The following is an 18,387-nucleotide window of genomic DNA, read 5'->3' on the forward strand; positions in this document are numbered from 1 at the left end:
CCCAGCTCAGACTCAGCGGCCGGCCAGGGGGTTGCTGAGGTCCCCGGCATAGGCCAGGGAGCCGGCGGGGTCCGTCAGGTCGACCATCTGCCGGTTGTTCCGCAACTGCAGGCGGTTCAGGCAGGACAGCCGGAAGCTCGGCTCCAGCAGACGCAGCGCATCGAAGCGCTCGGCCGTCTCCGGGTGCCGGGACCGGTAGTCCGTCAGTCGTCCGGCCACCACGGCCCAGAACTGCCCCTCGGTGATCAGTCCCTCGCGGTCCAGCAGCGGGGCCAGGAAACGCAGGAAGCAGTCCACGATGTCCGTCAGGATGGAGAGCCCGTGGTCCTCCGGGGCCACCTCGGCCCGGAGCCGTTCGACGCCCGGTGGCAGGTCCGTCCGGCTACCGAGCACCGCGACCTCCTCCGCCAGGTCCTTGAGCAGCACCCGTTCGGGGGCGCCGTCACGCAGCACCAGGATGACGTTCTCGCCGTGAGGCATGAAGACCAGGTCATGGCGGACGAGGCAGTGCAGGAGAGGCACCAGGTAGGCGTCCAGGTAGCGCTCCAGCCACTCGGTGGCCCCCAGCCCAGAACGCCGAATGTAGGCAGCGGCCAGGGAGGCGCCGTCAGCGTCCGTGTGCAGCAGGGAGGCCATGGTGGCCAGCTGCTCACCGTGACCGATGCGCGTGGCCGGTGACTCGCGCCAGAGGGCCGCGAGCATCTTCCGGTAGGCCGAATCGCGCTCGGTGGCCGCATGGAACAGCGGATTGGCATACCCGACGGCGGCGACCTCGCGCAGCAGCTGAACCCGCCCCGGGTCCAGCTCGGGGTCCGCGGCGAACAGCCCCTGCAGCCAGTCGTTGATGGCCGGCGTCGCATCCATGTACTCCGCGGACAGGCCTCGCAGGAAGCCCATGTTGAGGACGGACAGGGCCGTCTTGACGTAGTGGCGCTCCGGGGCTGAACGGTTGAAGAACGTCCGGATGGACTGCTGCGGCTGATAGAGGTCCTTCGTGGCCCCCAGATGCACCAGGTGCCCCGTGGCCACGTCCGCGGCGAAGGTCACGGACAGGCGGTGGCGCCACTGCCACGGGTGCACCGGCAGGGGCAGGAAGTCCGCGGCGTCCAGTCCGGTGTCCCGGCAGGCCTGCTCCAGCCGGGCACGGAATGCGGACCGCAGCTCCGGGCCGAGCTCGGCCTCGAGCAGTCCGTCCAGGTCCAGCCCGTCCACAGCGGTGAATCGGGTCCGGGAGACGTGGGCGGCCACCCACTCCAGGGGCAGGGCCGAGCCGGTCTCCGGGGCCAGATCAAGATAGTCGTCCGAGCCCAGGCCCAGCCGGCCGTTGTTGGCCACAAAGCAGGGGTGGCCCTCGGTCATGGCGGCCTCGATCCGCTGGAAGTCGGCCACTGCGTCACCTGTTCCGGCGGCGAGCACGGCCGCGCTGGCCACCGAGTGCAGCTGCTTGTAGCAGTGGGAGGCCAGCGTGCTGCCGATCTCCTCCAGGTACACCGGCAGTTGCGCCGCGGACAGGCCGAGGACGTCTCGGAAGGCCGTGACGAACCGCTGGACGTCGGGCACCGCCGGTACCCAGCCGGCGTCGTTCCCGGTCTGCTCCTCGCAGTGCAGGGACGCGGCGTCGATGTCCCAGTGGTCCAGGGCGTAGCGCCGGGCACCGAACCGGTACCGCACGCCGGGACCGTCCAGGTGCCACGTGCCGTCCCGGAGCACGGGATCGAGGAGCCGTTCGTGGGTGAACTCGGCGAGGGCCTTGGCCAGGAGATGGCGGTTGGCGGTGGCCCAGCGTGCCGGGGACAGGTGGGCGACGGTCTCCGCGGGACCGCCGGTGGCGGTGGCGAAGTCGGACCGGGTGCAGAAGGACAACTGGGCCGTCTTGGCGGGGGCGCCGTCCACCGCGGGCAGGTCCAGCCGCTCGACGGGCCGGAAGCCGCACCGGGCATTGAGCGCCTGGACGGCGGTGTTCCGTGCATCAGGCTCGACCACGACGCGCAGTACCGCTGGATCCGCGAACAGATGCGTCAGCGAGGCCGCCATCGCGGCGGCGCTGTAGCCGGACTCGGGACCACCGGCGTGGTCCGCGTTGCCCGGCTCCGGCAGGAGCAGGTGCAGGCCGGCGTCCCCGTGCCGCCAGGCGTAGCAGCCGGCCAACACGGAGTGGGCCGGATCGTAGGTCTCGAGCAGGAAGGACGGCGTGGCGCCGCGGTGCTCGTCCAGGGCGATGAGCGCGTGATGGTGCGGATCGGAGGCGATCCGCTCATGCTCGGAGCGGACCTGTGCCACGCCCGCTCCGGTCAGGCCCCAGAAGTGGGCCCGTTCCGTGGTGACCCAGGAGTGCAGCAGCTCGGCATCGGCCGCCGGGTGGACGGGACGGAAGGAGAAGCGGGGCGAGGCGGGGGAGGCGCCGGCAGTGGTGCGGGCGGTGGTGCCCGCCGGCACCGGGGTGGGGATGGTGGTCTGGTCGATCATCGAAGGGACTCCTGGAGGTCTGTGAGAGGGGTGGTCTGTGCTGCGGCTTCGGCGGGGACGCCGGCGGTATCGGCCGCGGGGTCGAAGGCCGCAGGGCCGAAGGTCGTGTGGCCGCCGGGCGTCCCGAACTCCTGGAAGGCGATCCGGCGCTCCACCACGTAGTGCTCGCGTCCGCATAGGCGGTTGACGAGCACCGAATTGCGGTAGGCGCCCATGCCCAGGTCCGGCGCCGTGAACCCGTGGGTGTGCAGTTCGGCGTTCTGGACGAACACATCTCCGTGCCGGCCGATCCCGTAGCCACGGTCCACGTCCCAGCGCCCGTCCGGGAGGCGTGACAGCCGTTCCTCGACGCCGGCCAGGAAGTCCGGCTGCCGGTAGCCATAACCGGTGGCCAGGACGACGGCGTCCACCTCGGTCTCCTGGATCCCGCCGTCCTCGCTGTGGCGCAGGGTCAGCACCAAGCGGCCGGCGCTCTCGCGGATGCCCTCGAGCGCGGTGGCCGTCCGCAGGGTGGCCGGGGCGGGGCCGTCCACACTGGCCGCGTAGAGGTGGTCGTAGATGCTGTTCAGCAGGTCCGCGTTGACACCCTTGTACAGGCCCTGATGCTCCGCGCCGAGGTGGTCCCGGACGGATTGGGGCAGGGCGGTGAAATGGTCGATGTAGTCCGGGGACGTCATCTCCAGCGTCGGCTTGGTGTACTCGAGTGGGAAGAACCGCGGAGACCGGGTCAGCCATTCCACATGCCGGTGTTCGCCGGCTCCGGCAAGCAGGTCGTCGAAGACCTCGGCGGCGCTCTGCCCGCTGCCCACCACGGCGATCCGCTCGGCGGCCAGCAGCCGATCCCGGGCGGGCAGGTAGCCGGAGGAGTGGACGACGCGCGGGTCGGAACGCAGGGTGCCGGGGACGGCGCGTGGCATCTGGGGTTCGGTGCCGGTGCCCAGGATGAGGTTCCGTGCGGCCAGGGTCCGCGGACCGTCCGGGGTGTGGGCGGTGACGAGGTAGGCCGAGCCGTCATGGCGGAGGTCCGTCACCTGGTGGGCGTACCGGACCGGCAACCGCTCGGCGGCCCAGGCGAGGTACCTCGCGTACTCGGTCCGCAGGGCGTAGAAGTCCTCCCGGATGTAGAAGGGGTAGATGCGCCCCGTGTCCTTGAGGAACGCGAGGAAGGACAGGGGGTGGGTGGGATCGGCCAGGGTGACCAGGTCGGCGAGGAACGGCACCTGCAGGTGCGTGCCCGCCAGCATCATCCCCGGATGCCATTGGGGCGCGTCCCGCCCCTCGAGGACCACGACGTCCAGACCGGCGGGGCCGGCCAGGGCGGCGAAACCCAGGTTGAACGGTCCGGCACCGATCGCGATGGCGTCGTGGACGGCGGGGGCGCTCATGCCGCCACCTCCGATCCGGCCACGGCACTCCCATGCCGGACCACGGCCTCCAGGATGGCCTGGACATCGGCCACGGTGGTGCGCGGATTGAGCAGGGTCAGCTTCAGGTGACGCCGGCCGGCGACGGTGGTGGCGGCGACCATGGCCTCGCCGGAGCGGTACAGCGAGCGCCGGAGGGCGTCCTGCAGCCGGTCCACCGCGGACTCCTCCGTCCCGGGGCTCCAGCCCGGTTCGAACCGGAACACCACGGTCCCGAGCTGGACGGGGGCCGCGAGGGTGAGCTGCTCGGTGTCCTCCACCAGCCGGCCCGCCTCGGCGGCCAGGTCCAGGGTGGCGTCGAAGAGCCCGCCGAGAACGTCCGAGCCCAGGGACCGCAGGGTCACCCACAGCTTCAGGGCATCGAAGCGCCGGGTGGTCTGCAGTGACTTGTCCACCTGGTTGGGGCTGTCCGGGTCCTGATCCGGGTTGAGGTAGTCGGCATGGTGCGTGATGTGGGCGAACCGGTTGCCCTCGGCCACCAGCAGTGCACTCGAGCCGATGGGCTGGAAGAGCGACTTGTGGAAGTCCACGGTCACGGAGTCGGCCCGTTCGATTCCCGCGAGCCAGTGCCGGCGAGTGGGGGAGGCGAGCAGCCCGCAGCCGTAGGCGGCGTCCACGTGGAACCAGGCGCCGTTCCTCCGGGCGGCCGAGGCGAGATCCTGCAGGGGGTCAATGGCCCCGTAGTCCGTGGTGCCCGCGGTGGCGACGACGGCCAGGGCGCGCAGCCCCCGCGCCGCGTCCTCGCCCATGGCCCGCTCCAGCGCCACCTGGTCCATGCGGTGGTTGCGGTCCACCGGGATCGGCACGACCGCATCCTCGCCCAGGCCGAGGTGGACGGCGGACCGCACGATGCTGAAGTGGCTGTCCTGGGAGGCGTAGATCCGCCAGCCGCCCAGCCGCTCCGGGAGGGGGCCGCTCCCGGGGGGGACGGCATGGTTGCGGGCCATCAACAGGGCCTGCAGGTTCGACTGGGTCCCGCCGCTGGTGAAGATCCCGTCCGCGGACTGGCCCAGTCCGGCCAGGTCTGCGGCCCACCGCACCAGCCGCCGTTCGATCAGGGTGGCGCCGGCGGATTGGTCCCAGGTGTCCATGGAGGTGTTGATGCTCGTGACCAGCGCCTCCGCGGCGACGGCCGGCAGGGCCACCGGGCAGTTCAGGTGGGCGGCGTACCGGGGGTGGTGGAAGTACACCGCATCGTCCAGGTAGAGCGAGGACGCCTCGGCCAGTGCGGCCTCGGTCGATCCGAGTGGAGCCGCGAGGTCGATGGCTGAGACGGACTCCTGCAGGTCCGCCGGGTCCGGCCCGGTGGTCGGCGACTGCGCCCGGACGATGGCCGCGGCGGCCAGCAGTGCGGCGGTCCCGGTGTCCTGCACGAAGCGGTGCGCGTTGTCGGCGGAGAGGAGGGCGGAGTCCGCCGTCGGGTGCCGTGGGGCAGGGGTGTCCGGCGCCCGCATAGGGCTGGTGCGGTGGTCCGGGCTGGTTTGACCGGTCGGATCCGCTGGCGCCATCTGTTCGGTGGAGCTGGGGGCTGTCATACTGTCCCTTCGTCGATGAGGTTAGCCTTACCTAACCAGCGTCTATTAAACGCACAGGGGTGGGTCGTATTTCAATTGGACCTTTGTCCAGGATGGCCGGGGTGGTCATGGCGGCGAATCCGGCGGTCCGTCCCATGGGTGTGCGCTGGGCCACCCTGCTGTTAGGGTGATGGTCATTACTGACCGATCGTTCAGAAAGGCCTCTGTCGGATGAGCACGCACACCATCACCGCCACCGTCCCCAGCTACGTCCTGGACCAGTGGTGGACGCCCGCGGAGGACTCTCGCACCGCGGAGGTCCGCGATGCCAACACCGGCGAGGCCATGCTTCGTTTCGGGGCCGAGGGCCTGGACCTCGGCGAGGTGCTGGCGCACGCGCGCGCCGTCGGCCAGCGCGAGCTCGGGGCACTGACCCTGCACGAGCGGGCGCTGAAGCTCAAGGAGCTCGCGCTGTTCCTCAACAGCCGGCGTGACGAGCTGAACGCCCTGTCCCACCGCACGGGGGCCACCGCGGTGGACAACATGGTGGACATCGACGGCGGTATCGGCGTGCTGTTCACCTATTCGTCCAAGGGGCGGCGTGAGCTGCCCAATAGCAACGTCATCCAGGACGGGGGAGTGGAGCCGCTGTCTAAGGACGGATCCTTCATCGGCACCCACATCCACACGCGAATCCCCGGCGCCGCCGTGCAGATCAACGCCTTCAACTTCCCGGTCTGGGGCATGCTCGAGAAGTTCGCGCCGGCCTTCATCGCCGGTGTGCCGACCATCGTCAAGCCGGCCACCCCCACTGGCTACGTCACCGAGGCCGCCGTGCGGATCATGATCGAATCCGGGATCCTGCCGGCCGGCTCGCTGCAGCTGATCTCCGGATCCGCCCGCGGGATGCTGGACGTCATGGACTACCGGGACCTGCTGGCCTTCACCGGCTCGGCCTCCACGGCACAGTCGCTCAAGGCGCACCCGAACGTGGTGACCGGGGGCGTCCGCTTCACCGCCGAGACCGACTCGCTCAACGCCGCCATCCTCGGCCCGGACGCCGTGGAGGGCACCGAGGAGTTCGAGGCCTTCGTCAAGGCCGTCGTCACCGAGATGACCGTCAAGGCCGGGCAGAAGTGCACGGCCATCCGGCGCACCATCGTCCCCGAGGGCCAGCGGGAGGCCGTGGCCCGGGCCGTCTCCGCGCGGCTGGACTCCCGCGTGGTCCTCGGAGATCCCCGGGCCGAGGGTGTCACCATGGGCGCCCTGGCGTCCCTGGATCAGTTGCGGGACGTGCGCGGTGCCGTCGAGGAGCTGATCGCCGCCGGGGGTGAACTCGCCTATGGCACCCTGGATGCACCCACGGTGCGTACCGCCTCAGGTGAGGAGGCCGTCGTCGAGCACGGGGCCTTCATGTCTCCCGTACTGCTGTCCTGGGCAGACGGGGACGCCGAGGCCGTGCACTCCCGCGAGGCCTTCGGGCCCGTGACCTCACTGCTGGGCTACACCGACGTGGCCGAGGCCGTCCGGTTGGCCGCCCGCGGCGCCGGTTCACTCGTGGCCACGGTGTGCACGAACGACCCGGAGGTGGCCCGCGAACTGACCACCGGGATCGCCGGCCACCACGGCCGCGTGCACCTGCTCAACCGGGAGACCGCCCGGTCCAGCACCGGCCACGGCTCGCCGATGCCCCAGCTGGTCCACGGCGGGCCGGGCCGGGCCGGCGGTGGCGAGGAGCTCGGAGGCATCCGCGCCGTGATGCACCACATGCAGCGCACCGCCCTGCAGGGCTCGCCCAACCTGGTCACGGCCGTCACCGGCGTGTGGCAGACCGGGGCGGACCGGCGCATCGCGGGCTCGCCGGACTATGGGGCCGAGGCCGGAAACGTGCACCCGTTCCGCAAATCGCTGGCCGAACTGCGGATCGGCGACGCCCTGGCCTCGGACCTGCGCCAGGTCACCCAGGAGGACATCACGGCCTTCGCGAACACCACGGGGGACACCTTCTACGCCCACACGAACCCGGAGGCGGCAGCGGCCAACCCCTTCTTCCCGGGCACCGTGGCGCACGGTTACCTGCTGGTGGCCTGGGGCGCCGGGCTCTTCGTGGAGCCGGCCCCGGGGCCGGTACTGGCCAACTACGGCCTGGAGAACCTGCGGTTCGTCACCCCGGTGGCCGCCGGTGACTCCATCCGCATCACCCTGACCGCCATGAAGATCACCCCGCGGGTGACGGACGAGTATGGCGAGGTCGCCTGGGATGCCGTGATCCACAACCAGGAGGGCGAGATCGTGGCGACCTACCATGTCCTGACCCTGGTCGAGAAGGAGGACACCCTCTACCGGGGCTGGACCGGATGAGGCCCCCGCCGGGTCAGGCGCGGGCGCGTAGCCCGTCCACGATCATGGCGATCGCGTTCTCCTCGACCTGCGCGGGCGAGACCGGCCCCTCCGGCCGGTACCACTCCACCAGGGAGTTGATCATGCCGAACATCAACCGGGTGGTGGTGCGGGGCTCCACGTCACGGCGCACCTTGCCCTCGGCCTGTGCAGCCGCAACCAGGTCCACGATCTTGTGGTCCACCGAGCGGCGGCGCTGCAGGGCGTCACGCTCCACCTCGGTATTGCCGCGCAGGCGCAGCAACAGGGTGACGTAGGGCTGGCGGTCGATGAGGACGCGGATGGTCGAGCGCAGGATGAACTCGAGGCGCTCGATGGTGCCGCCGTCCTGGGCGCGCTCATCCTCGCCGATGGCCTCCAGGGGGACCAGGGCCTCGTCCAGGGCCAGCCGCAGCAGGTCCCCCTTCGAGGGCACGTGGTGGTAGATCGCCGATTTGCTGACCCCGAGCTCCACGGCGAGCATCCCCATGGAGGTGGCGTCATAGCCATGGCGGTTGAACACCTGGACGGCGATCTCCAGCACCGAGTCCTGGTCATAGCCGGGCCGGCCCCGCCGGGGGGACTTCGGCTCGGCGGAAGCGGTCGTCATGAGGTGACTCCTGGTCGGGGCGGATGCATGGTCCAGCGGCCCTACTGCGTGCGCAGGTCGTGGATCCGCTTAAGCTTACCGACGGACCGAGGCAGGGACTCCGGGTCCACCACGTCGATGCGGCAGCTCGAGCCCACGTGGATCTTGATGAGCCTCTGCAACTCGCCGGCGGCGGCCAGCGCCCGGTCCGCGGTGCAGTCATCTCGGCGCTCGATCCTCACCGCCAGCTCGTCCATCCGGTCCGGACGGGTGATCTCCAACTGGAAGTGCGGGGACAGGCCAGCGACGGTGAGGGCGAGCTCCTCGATCTGGCTGGGGAACAGGTTCACCCCGCGCAGGATGATCATGTCATCCGAGCGCCCGGTGATCCGGCCCATCCGCCGGTGGCCCGGGCGGGCGGTGCCGGGCAGCAACCGGGTGAGGTCGTGGGTCCGGTAGCGGATGATGGGCAGGGCCTGCTTGGTCAGTGCCGTGAACACGATCTCACCGTGCTCGCCGTCCCCGAGGATCTTGGTGTCGTCGAAGGCGTCCACGATCTCCGGGCGGAAATGGTCCTCCCAGATGTGGCAGCCGTCCTTGGTCTGCCCGGACTCGCCAGCCACCCCGGGGCCCATGACCTCGGAGAGGCCGTAGATGTCGCAGGCGTCGATGGCGAACATCTCCTCCAGCTCGTGCCGCATCTCCTCGGTCCACGGTTCGGCGCCGAGCACGCCGACCTTCAGCGAGGTCTTGCGCGGGTCCAGTCCGGCGCGCTGCATGGCATCGCCGATCGTCAGCAGATAGGTGGGGGTGCACAGGATGGCATCCGGCTGGAAGTCCTGGATCAGCGTGATCTGCTTCTCCGTCTGCCCTCCGGACATCGGGATGACCGTGGTGCCGAGGCGCTCAGCGGCCCCGTGGGCCCCCAGGCCGCCGGTGAAGAGCCCGTAACCATAGGCGTTGTGGACCTTCATGCCCGGGGTGACCCCGGCGATCCGGAGGCAGCGGGCCCCCAGCTTGGCCCAGTCGTCCAGGTCCTGCTGCGTGTAGCCCACCACGGTGGCGCGGCCGGTGGTGCCGGAGGAGGCATGGATGCGGGCCACCTGCTCCTGCGGAACGGCGAACATGCCGAAGGGGTAGGAGCGGCGCAGGTCCTCCTTGTCCGTGAAGGGGAACTTCGCCAGGTCGGACAGTTCCTTCAGGTCACTGGGGTGGACCCCTGCGGCGTCATACTTCTCGCGGTAGAGCGGGACGCGCTCATAGGCGTAGGACACCGTGTCCTGGAGGCGCTCCAGCTGCAGCGCCTCGATCTGGTCGCGGCTCATCGTCTCTTCAGGGTCCAGGCCGAGGGTCGCGTCGGCCGTGGAAAGGGTCTCGGTCATCGTCGGAAGCCTTAATGTGTGCGGTGCTGCTCGGGGGTGTGCAGTGGGTGCTGGAACGGCGGCACGCCGGTGTGAGCTCCGGATCTGCGCTTCAGTTCAGCGTTTGGGGACGGTGCGGGACCGCCCGCGGAACTCCGCGATGACCTCGGTGCCGCCCTCCGGCAGGGACTGGCGGACCTGGATGTCGTAGAGGCCGCTGCGGCCGTTCTGCTGGCGCCGGTCGGCCACCGCCGTCAGCAGCCGCCCCGGCATGCCGGGCTTGAGGAAGTTCATGTCCACACCGGAGGCCACCGTGACGGTATCGTCCGATCCCTCGGCCGGGTTGCAGGCCAGTGCGAAGGCCGAGTCGGCCAAGGCGAACACCATGCCCCCGTGGGCGATGCCGAAACCGTTCAGCATCTCCTGGCGCAGCGTCATGGTGATGACGGCGTGCCCATCGGCGATCGCCTCCACCTCGATGCCCATCCACTCGCTGGCCGGGTCATTCCTCAGAATGGCGTGCCAGTCGCCGAGCCGAGACGGTGCTGGCGAGGCCTTCTCCGTGGTGGTCATGGCGCTCCAATCATTCTCTACTGAACGATCATTAGGTAATCTCAATCTGTGACCTGGGTCAAGTTCCGGGTCGCGGCCAGCGTAGGGCGCGTGTTGACGAACGGCGACTCGATGCCTATATACTGAACGAACGGTCGGTAAATATGACGGCTCCCGGCCGGGCCCTGCGGCACCGTGAGAAGACACCCGCCGCACCGCACACGGCGAATCCGAGAATGAGGTGGTCACCATGGCCGAACAGAAGAGCTCCAGCGGGCACCTGACTGCCGTCCGGACGCCGGAGGACATCGAGGGCGAGCGGCGGTTCGATGCGGTCATCGCCGAGGACTCCCGGATCGAGCCCCGGGACTGGATGCCTGAGTCCTACCGCAAGTCGCTGACCCGGCAGATGTCCCAGCATGCCCACTCCGAGATCATCGGGATGCAGCCGGAGGCCAACTGGATCACCCGCGCCCCCAGCCTCAAGCGCAAGGCCATCCTCATGGCCAAGGTGCAGGACGAGGCAGGCCATGGGCTCTACCTGTACTCGGCCACCGAGACGCTGGGGACCGACCGGGACACCCTGAACGATCAACTGCTGACCGGGCGCGCCAAGTACTCGTCGATCTTCAACTACCCCGCTCGCACCTGGGCGGACATGGGCGCCATCGGCTGGCTCGTGGACGGGGCGGCCATCGCCAACCAGGTGCCGCTGTGCCGTGCCTCCTACGGGCCCTACGGCCGGGCCATGGTGCGCATCTGCAAGGAGGAGTCGTTCCACCAGCGCCAGGGATTCGAGATCCTGCTGGAGCTGTCCCGCGGCAGCGAGGCTCAGCAGAAGATGGCCCAGGACGCCATCAACCGCTTCTACGCTCCGGCGTTGATGATGTTCGGTCCCTCGGATCTGGACTCGCCGAACTCGCAGCAGTCCATGGCCTGGAACATCAAGCGCTTCTCCAATGACGACCTGCGTCAGCGGTTCGTCGGCATGATCGTCGAACAGGTCAAGGTCCTCGGCCTGAGCCTGCCCGATCCTGACCTGCGCTATGACGAGGCATCCGGTCAGTGGCTGCACATGGAGCTGGACTGGGACGAGTTCAAGCGAGTGCTCTCCGGGGGAGGCCCCTGCAATGCCCAGCGGCTGGCCCGCCGCCGGGAGGCCCATGAGAACGGGGCCTGGGTCCGGGAGGCGGCAGCCGCCTTCGCCCGAAAGCAGCAGGACGAGCAGGACGAACAGAACCAGAAGGCAGAGGTGGCATGACCATGAGCAGCACCGTGTCAGGCCAGAGCGGCCAGGACAGCCAGAGCAGTCAGAGCAACCAGTCCGGTCAAGGCGGCCACAACCCCCCGACGCCGGCCGGCTGGCCACTCTGGGAGGTCTTCGTGCGATCGTCCCGGGGTCTGGCCCACGTGCACGCCGGTTCGCTCCACGCGCCGGACGCTGAGATGGCGGTACGCAACGCGCGGGATCTCTACACCCGGCGCAATGAGGGCGTCTCCCTCTGGGTGGTCCGCTCCACTGACATCTCCACCTCGGATCCGGATGCCAAGGACATGATGTTCGAATCGCCCCAGGGCAAGGACTACCGCCACGCCACCTACTACAAGGAGAGCGAAGGGGTGAGGCACCTGTGAGCGGCACCTCCACCGAACAGGGGACAGGCCAGTTGCCGGACCACAGCCTCGACAGCTTCGGCGACGCCGCGGCCTCGGCCACCCGGGTCACTCCCGGCAACGCGCTGCGTCCCGAGGACATCGCCCTGCAGCAGACGGCCCCCTCCGGTGATGCCGTCGCCCGGTATGCCCTCCACCTGGGCGATGACGCCCTGATCCTCGCCCAGCGGCTCTCACACTGGATCTCCCGCGGGCCCGAACTGGAGGAGGACGTGGCCCTGGGCAACATCGCCCTGGACCAACTGGGCCACGCCCGCTCCCTCCTCAGCTACGCCGGCAAGGCCTGGGGTCAGACGGAGGACGACCTGGCCTACTTCCGCGAGGAGGAGGAGTTCACCTCCCTGCACCTGGTCGAGCAGCCCAACGGGGATTTCGCCGAGACGATGGTGCGCGGCCTGTTCATGGCGCTCTACCAGCACCATCTCTACTCCCGGCTGGTGCACTCGGCTGATGAGACCACCGCCGCCATCTCCGCCAAGGCACTCAAGGAGGTCGACTACCACCTGGAGCACGCCGAGCTGTGGACTCTGCGCCTCGGCCGGGGTACCGAGGAATCGGCCCGCCGGATGCGCGCGGCCCTGGACAAGCTCTGGCCGTACGTCGGCGAACTGTTCCAGGACGAACCGCTGCACGGCGAGCTCGAGGGCATCGCCGTGCGCCCCTCCACGCTGCGTGCGGAGTGGGACCACCGGCTGGGGGAGATCCTCGACCGGTCCGAACTGGCCATCCCGGACGCTCCCGCCGCCCTGTGCCGCGGCCGGCGCGGCGAGCACTCCGAACACCTGGGTTACATCCTCGCCGAGATGCAGGTGCTCGCCCGCAAGCATCCCGGCGCCACCTGGTAGACGTCAGGAGGACCACCATGGCACCCGCCACCACCATCGAATCCCTGCACGAGATCGCGTCCCGGGTCACCGACCCGGAGATCCCGGTGCTGACCATCTCCGACCTGGGCATCCTGCGTGACGTCGAACAGGACGGTGACGGCGCCGTCGTCGTGACCATCACCCCGACCTACTCGGGGTGCCCGGCCATGGACGCCATCCGGGAGGACCTTGAGCACGAGTTCGCCGCGGCCGGCTACGGGACGGTCCGTGTGGACCTGGTGCTGTCCCCGGCCTGGTCCACGGACTGGATGACGGACGCGGGCAAGGCCAAGCTCGAGGAGTACGGGATCGCCCCGCCCACCGGGACCGGCCACCGGGGCACCGTGACCCTGGGCCTGGCCGTGAAGTGCCCGCACTGCCACTCGCTGAACACCCGCGAACTCGCCCGCTTCGGTTCCACCTCCTGCAAGGCCCTGTACTCCTGCCGGGACTGCCTGGAACCCTTCGACTACTTCAAGGTGCTCTCATGACCGCCAGCTCCACCCACACGGCGGCCGCCGCCCCCGCACGCCGCCGCGCCACCTTCCACCCCCTTGAGGTGGCCGGGGTCCGCCGCCTGACCGCCGACGCCGTGGAGGTCACCTTCGCGGTACCCGAGGAGCTGGTGGACGGCTACGACTACGCGGCCGGCCAGTACGTGGCACTGCGCAAGGAGTTGCCGGACCAGGACGGCACGCTGCACGAGGTGCGCCGCAGCTATTCGATCTGCGCCGAGCCGAGGCCCGGAGAGATCCGGGTGGCCATCAAGCGGGACCTCGGCGGGCTGTTCTCCAGCTGGGCCAACGAGCATCTGGTGGCGGGGGACGTCATCGAGGTGATGAGCCCCTCCGGTGCGTTCATCTCACAGCACCGGATGACCGAGCTGAACGATCCGGAGTCGATCGACACGGACACCGAGCACTCCTTCGTGGCGGTGGCCGCAGGATCCGGCATCACCCCGGTCATCGCCATCGCCCGCACCGTCCTGGCGTCCAATGACCAGGTCCGGTTCGACCTGGTGTACTCCAACCGGGCCGCCATGGACGTGATGTTCCTCGAGGAGCTGGCCGACCTCAAGGATCGCTACCCCTCCCGCTTCGCCCTGCACCACATCCTGACCCGGGAACAGCGGATCTCACCGTTGCTGTCCGGCCGGATCGACCATGAGAAGCTCTCCACCCTGTTGTCCACCGTGATGCGTCCGGAGACGGTGGACGAGTGGTTCCTCTGCGGCCCGTTCGAACTGGTGCAGCTGGTCCGGGACGAGCTGACTGCCCTGGACGTGGATGCGGGCAGGGTCCGCTACGAGCTGTTCACCACGGGCGACCCGAAGCAGGGCCGCCCGGAGGGCAACATCGGCCGCCCCGTGGAGGTGGACGAGGCCGGGGAGAACTTCCAGATCTCCTTCACCCTGGACGGGCTGCAGGGCGAGGTGAAGTCCCCCAAAGGCCAGCGCGAGTCGGTGCTCAACGCCGCTCTGCGGGTCCGCCAGGACGTCCCCTTCGCCTGCGCCGGCGGCGTGTGCGGGACGTGCCGGGCCAGGGTGGTCGAGGGTTCGGTGGAGATGGATGAGAACTACGCGCTGGAGCCGGAGGAGATCGAGAAGGGGTACGTCCTGACGTGCCAGTCCCACCCGACCACGGACACGCTCGTGGTCAACTACGACGCCTAGGAGCACACGCATGATCGAGTTGACCATCGAGGACGGTATCGCCGAGGTCCTGCTGAACGCCCCGGAGAAGATGAACGCGCTGGATCCGGCGGCGCTCGAGGAGCTGGGCAAGGCCTACGACGCCGCCGCTGCCGCCGCCTCCCGCGGCGAGGTGCGGGCCCTGCTGTTGCGCGGCGAGGGCCGCGGGTTCTGCGCAGGCCGGGACATCTCCGGGGTCACCCCCGCTGACGACGACGTCCTCGGGTACCTCGGCGGAAGGGTCACCCCGCTGCTGCAGCAGATGAGTTCCTTCCCGGCGCCGACCTTCGCAGCGGTCCAGGGGGCCTGTCTCGGCGTCGGGCTCGGCCTGGCGATCGCCACGGACGTGGTCTACGTGGCCGAGAACGCCAAGATCGGCTCGCCGTTCGCCAACCTCGGGGCCACGCTGGACTCCGGCGGGCACTGGCTGTTCACCGAGCGGCTGGGGGCCCACCGCACCCTGGACCTGATCTACACCGCGGAGCTCATCAGCGGCGCCGAGGCCGTGGCCTCCGGGCTGTTCTCCCGGTCACTGCCCGCCGAGACCCTGCTGGAGGACACTCGGGGGATCGTGGCGAAGGTGGCCACCGGCGCGACCGGGGCCTTCATGGCCTCCAAGGAGCTCGTGGCGCAGGTGCGCGATCAGCGACTCGGCCTGTGGGACTCGGTGGCCCGGGAGAACCAGGCGCAGGCCGACCTGTGCGGCACGGCCGACTACGCCGAGGGATTCGCCGCGTTCCAGCAGAAGCGCAAGCCGGAGTTCAGTGGCCTCGGCTGAGGCCCCGCGTTCACCGCGTCCCCCTCCACCCGCACCTCACTGTCCTTCCCTCACCGCGTGTCCATGTCCTCGAAGATCAAGAAGGTCTGGGTGTCCAGCACCCCGGGCAGCGATTGGATGTGGTCGAACACCACGCGGCGCAGGTCCTGGTTGTCCCTGGCGCGCACGAGCAGCAGCACGTCGAAATTCCCGCCGACCAGACTGACGTGATAGACCTCGGGGATCCTGGCGAGCGCCTCCTGCACCTCTCGCCAGCCGTGCTGGCGCAGCTTCAGCGTGACGTACGCCGAGGCGCGCAGGCCGGCGAGGACCGGGTCCACCACGGCGGCGTACCGGGTGATGACCCCCTCCTCCTGGAGCCTGCTGATCCGCGCATAGGCGTGGGCCCGGGAGATGTGCACCTTCTGGGCCAGTGCGGTGACCGACTGCCGGCCGTCCCGGGTCAGCTCCTCCAGGATGAGTTCGTCCACGGGGTCGATCCGTGCGGGTACCTTCTCCACGAGTCCTCCTCGGAGCGGACACGGCGGCGGGGTGGATCCACCGTGGAACGGCAGCCACTCACCGAGGTCAGGGGCGGATGATTCGTCCATCAGGATATGCCTGTATCTCCATTCCGTCCACAATACGCGGGGATGTGCGCGACGAACCATCGACCTGATCCAGACTGGAGGAACAAAATGGCTTCCACCGTGACCTGATGCACATCCTGAGCGTGCACCGGCGGGAAACCTCCAGGAGGAACGATGAGCGACGCCGTCCGTACGGACATCACCGAGGCCGCCCGCAGTTTCGGCATCACGCCGGAGGACTACATGCTGCCGGCGCGGCACCTGATCCGGATCGTCGATCAGGAGGGCACGGTCCTGCCCGAGGACCAGCAGGGCGCCGAGCCCGGTCACGAGTACCCGATCCCTGCCGACGATGAGCTGCTCGAGGCCTACCGCCGCCTGGTGGCCGGGCGGAGGATCAATGACCAGAACTCGGCGCTGGTGCGCCAGGGGCGGATGGCGGTCTACCCGTCCAGTCATGGCCAGGAGGCCTGCCAGGTGGCCGCCGGGGTGTGCCTGGCGGAGGACGACTGGCTGTTCCCCACCTACCGTGACACGGTGGCGGTGATCTCCCGCGGCGTGGACCCGGAGGAGGCCATGACGGTCTTCCGCGGAGACTGGCACGGCGGCTACGACCCGCGCCGGCACAAGGTGGGGATCCAGTCCACGCCGCTGACCACGCAGCTGTTGCACGCAGTGGGGGTGGCCCACGCCGCACGGCTGCGCGGGGAGGACACCGTGGTGGTGGCGCTGTGCGGTGACGGTGCCACGAGTGAGGGGGACTTCCACGAGGCGCTGAACTTCGCCGCCGTCTTCCACCTGCCGGTGATCTTCTTCGTGCAGAACAACCAGTACGCCATCTCCGTGCCCCTGGCCCGCCAGACCGTGGCCCCCTCCCTGGCCCACAAGGCCGTGGGCTACGGCATGGCGGGGGAGCGAGTGGACGGCAATGACCTGGTGGCCCTGCTGGCTGTCCTCGAACGCGGGGTCCGCCTGGTGCGTGGCGGAGCCGGTCCGCTGCTCGTGGAGGCCCACACCTACCGCATCCAGGCCCACACCAACGCTGACGACGCCACCCGCTACCGCGAGGACGAGGAGGTCCAGGAGTGGTTGGCGAGGGACCCGGTGAAGCGGATGCGCACCTATCTGACCGGACGCGGGCTGCTCACCGATGAGCTCCAGGCCCAGTACGAGCAGGAGGCCGAGCAGACCGCCGCTGCACTGCGCGAGGGCATGAACAGGGAGAGCACTCCGGATCCGCAGGACCTCTTCGCCCACGTCTACTCCACCCCCACCCCTCAACTGGCCGAGCAGTCCGCTCAGCTGGCCGAGGAACTCACCCGCGAGGAGGCATGATGAGCACCGTCCCCGAGACTGACCCCGAGACCGAGGTCGAGAACACCCCCAGCGACGCGCCGGCCACGCAGGCTGCGGTGGAGGCGGCCCGTGAGGCGTCCACCCGGGCCGGCGGCGCAGGCGTTCCCCAGCCGCGGCCCGATTCCCCGGCTGCCCCGGTGCCACCGGGCCCCGTGACCATGGCCAAGGCGCTCAACGCGGCCCTGGCAGATGCGATGACGGCCGAGGCCGGCGTGGTGGTCTTCGGTGAGGACGTGGGCACCCTCGGCGGGGTCTTCCGCATCACCGATGGACTGACGGACCGGTTCGGGACAGGCCGCTGCTTCGACACGCCGTTGGCGGAGTCCGGGATCGCCGGGATGAGCGTGGGCATGGCGATCAACGGGATGCGCCCCGTGATCGAGATGCAGTTCGACGCCTTCGCCTACCCGGCCTTCGAGCAGGTCGCCTCGCACATCGCCAAGATGCGCAACCGCACGCGGGGGGCCCTGCCCCTGCCGATCGTCATCCGCATCCCCTACGCCGGGGGCATCGGCGGCGTGGAGCACCACTGCGACTCCTCCGAGGCGTACTACGCGCACACGCCCGGCCTCAAGGTGGTCACCCCGGCCACCGTCACGGACGCCTATCTTCTGTTGCGTGCCGCCATCGACTCGGACGACCCCGTGGTGTTCCTGGAGCCGAAGAAGCTCTACTTCGCCAAGGACCGGGTGGACCTGGACGCTCTGCGGGAGCAGTACGAGTCGGGGCACGGTGCCGGAACGTCGGCGCGCGCAGCGCTGGAATCCGGCGGGGCCGCCGTCGCCCGTGCCGGAGCCGATGCGACGCTGATCGCCTACGGGCCCTCCCTGCCCACCGCGATGGCCGCGGCTGCCGCCGCGGCGGAGGAGGGGCGCTCGCTGGAAGTGGTGGACGTGCGGACCATCGTGCCCTTCGACGACGCCACCGTGACCGAGTCCGTCCGCCGGACCGGTCGGGCCCTGGTCATCTCCGAGGAGTCCGGCTATGCCTCCGTGGCCAGTGAGATCGCCGCGCGGGTGCAGGAACGCTGCTTCCACTCGCTGGCCGGGCCGGTGCTCCGCGTGACCGGCTTCGACATCCCCTATCCGGCGCCCAAGCTGGAACACCACTACCTGCCGTCGGTGGACCGCATCCTCGATGCCGTTGACGATCTGCAGTGGGAGGACTGA

The 18,387-nt window shown here is 69.7% G+C and carries 16 protein-coding genes; 9 read left to right on the forward strand and 7 right to left on the reverse strand.

What is annotated here, in order from left to right:
- Window positions 1-12: 12 nt before the first annotated feature.
- From IMT31_RS10790 to IMT31_RS10800, 3 genes are read right to left on the reverse strand one after another with little or no spacing between them, the layout of a single operon-like run.
- Window positions 13-2,466, reverse strand: a complete 2,454-nt coding sequence (locus tag IMT31_RS10790) for a GNAT family N-acetyltransferase (RefSeq protein WP_413542761.1) — start codon at window positions 2,464-2,466, stop codon at window positions 13-15.
- The gene (locus IMT31_RS10795; RefSeq protein ID WP_413542762.1) at window positions 2,463-3,851 is read right to left on the reverse strand and encodes a lysine N(6)-hydroxylase/L-ornithine N(5)-oxygenase family protein; all 1,389 of its coding nucleotides are present in this window, start codon (window positions 3,849-3,851) and stop codon (window positions 2,463-2,465) included. Before IMT31_RS10795 ends, IMT31_RS10790 begins: the two co-directional genes overlap by 4 nt.
- Entirely contained in the window at window positions 3,848-5,425 is a 1,578-nt protein-coding gene (locus IMT31_RS10800; protein ID WP_413542763.1) for a pyridoxal phosphate-dependent decarboxylase family protein, read from the reverse strand. The genes IMT31_RS10795 and IMT31_RS10800 overlap by 4 nt, the downstream gene beginning before the upstream one ends.
- 210 nt (window positions 5,426-5,635) lie before the next feature.
- On the opposite strand from IMT31_RS10800, the gene paaZ reads away from it, so the two are divergent.
- Window positions 5,636-7,765 carry a phenylacetic acid degradation bifunctional protein PaaZ gene (paaZ, locus tag IMT31_RS10805; protein ID WP_413542764.1) on the forward strand — a complete coding sequence of 710 codons (2,130 nt, stop codon included), beginning with the start codon at window positions 5,636-5,638 and terminating at the stop codon, window positions 7,763-7,765.
- A 13-nt stretch (window positions 7,766-7,778) separates the two neighbouring features.
- Here paaZ and IMT31_RS10810 read toward each other — a convergent pair whose 3' ends face one another.
- The 3 genes from IMT31_RS10810 to paaI form a co-directional block, all read right to left on the reverse strand.
- A complete protein-coding gene (locus IMT31_RS10810) occupies window positions 7,779-8,393 on the reverse strand; it encodes a TetR/AcrR family transcriptional regulator (protein ID WP_413542765.1) in 615 nt (204 codons plus the stop codon).
- Window positions 8,394-8,434: 41 nt separating this feature from the next.
- Entirely contained in the window at window positions 8,435-9,754 is a 1,320-nt protein-coding gene (locus tag IMT31_RS10815) for an AMP-binding protein (protein ID WP_413542766.1), read from the reverse strand.
- A 96-nt stretch (window positions 9,755-9,850) separates the two neighbouring features.
- Entirely contained in the window at window positions 9,851-10,306 is a 456-nt protein-coding gene (gene paaI, locus IMT31_RS10820) for a hydroxyphenylacetyl-CoA thioesterase PaaI (RefSeq protein WP_413542767.1), read from the reverse strand.
- Between the two features lie 229 nt (window positions 10,307-10,535).
- On the opposite strand from paaI, the gene paaA reads away from it, so the two are divergent.
- Genes paaA through IMT31_RS10850 form a run of 6 tightly spaced genes read left to right on the forward strand, consistent with a single transcriptional unit; the run spans window position 10,536 to window position 15,293 of the window.
- A complete protein-coding gene (paaA, locus tag IMT31_RS10825; RefSeq protein ID WP_413542768.1) occupies window positions 10,536-11,546 on the forward strand; it encodes a 1,2-phenylacetyl-CoA epoxidase subunit PaaA in 1,011 nt (336 codons plus the stop codon).
- A 2-nt stretch (window positions 11,547-11,548) separates the two neighbouring features.
- A complete protein-coding gene (gene paaB / locus IMT31_RS10830) occupies window positions 11,549-11,920 on the forward strand; it encodes a 1,2-phenylacetyl-CoA epoxidase subunit PaaB (RefSeq protein WP_413542769.1) in 372 nt (123 codons plus the stop codon).
- A gap of 32 nt (window positions 11,921-11,952) precedes the next feature.
- Window positions 11,953-12,804, forward strand: a complete 852-nt coding sequence (gene paaC, locus IMT31_RS10835; protein ID WP_413544409.1) for a 1,2-phenylacetyl-CoA epoxidase subunit PaaC — start codon at window positions 11,953-11,955, stop codon at window positions 12,802-12,804.
- A 17-nt stretch (window positions 12,805-12,821) separates the two neighbouring features.
- Window positions 12,822-13,316 (forward strand): 1,2-phenylacetyl-CoA epoxidase subunit PaaD, encoded by a 495-nt coding sequence (gene paaD, locus IMT31_RS10840; protein ID WP_413542770.1) that lies wholly within the window; start codon window positions 12,822-12,824, stop codon window positions 13,314-13,316.
- Window positions 13,313-14,497 (forward strand): 1,2-phenylacetyl-CoA epoxidase subunit PaaE, encoded by a 1,185-nt coding sequence (paaE, locus tag IMT31_RS10845; RefSeq protein WP_413542771.1) that lies wholly within the window; start codon window positions 13,313-13,315, stop codon window positions 14,495-14,497. Before paaD ends, paaE begins: the two co-directional genes overlap by 4 nt.
- Before the next feature lie 10 nt (window positions 14,498-14,507).
- Window positions 14,508-15,293: an enoyl-CoA hydratase/isomerase family protein gene (locus IMT31_RS10850; RefSeq protein WP_413542772.1), complete on the forward strand. Its 786-nt coding sequence runs from the start codon at window positions 14,508-14,510 to the stop codon at window positions 15,291-15,293.
- 50 nt (window positions 15,294-15,343) lie between these two features.
- Here IMT31_RS10850 and IMT31_RS10855 read toward each other — a convergent pair whose 3' ends face one another.
- Window positions 15,344-15,793: an Lrp/AsnC family transcriptional regulator gene (locus IMT31_RS10855; protein WP_413544410.1), complete on the reverse strand. Its 450-nt coding sequence runs from the start codon at window positions 15,791-15,793 to the stop codon at window positions 15,344-15,346.
- A gap of 243 nt (window positions 15,794-16,036) precedes the next feature.
- Between IMT31_RS10855 and pdhA the strand changes: the two genes are divergently transcribed.
- Both pdhA and IMT31_RS10865 read left to right on the forward strand, forming a co-directional pair.
- The gene (gene pdhA, locus IMT31_RS10860) at window positions 16,037-17,197 is read left to right on the forward strand and encodes a pyruvate dehydrogenase (acetyl-transferring) E1 component subunit alpha (protein WP_413542773.1); all 1,161 of its coding nucleotides are present in this window, start codon (window positions 16,037-16,039) and stop codon (window positions 17,195-17,197) included.
- Window positions 17,197-18,387: an alpha-ketoacid dehydrogenase subunit beta gene (locus tag IMT31_RS10865; RefSeq protein ID WP_413544411.1), complete on the forward strand. Its 1,191-nt coding sequence runs from the start codon at window positions 17,197-17,199 to the stop codon at window positions 18,385-18,387. The genes pdhA and IMT31_RS10865 overlap by 1 nt, the downstream gene beginning before the upstream one ends.

The organism is Citricoccus nitrophenolicus, assembly GCF_047305825.1.
GTDB lineage: Bacteria > Actinomycetota > Actinomycetes > Actinomycetales > Micrococcaceae > Citricoccus > Citricoccus nitrophenolicus.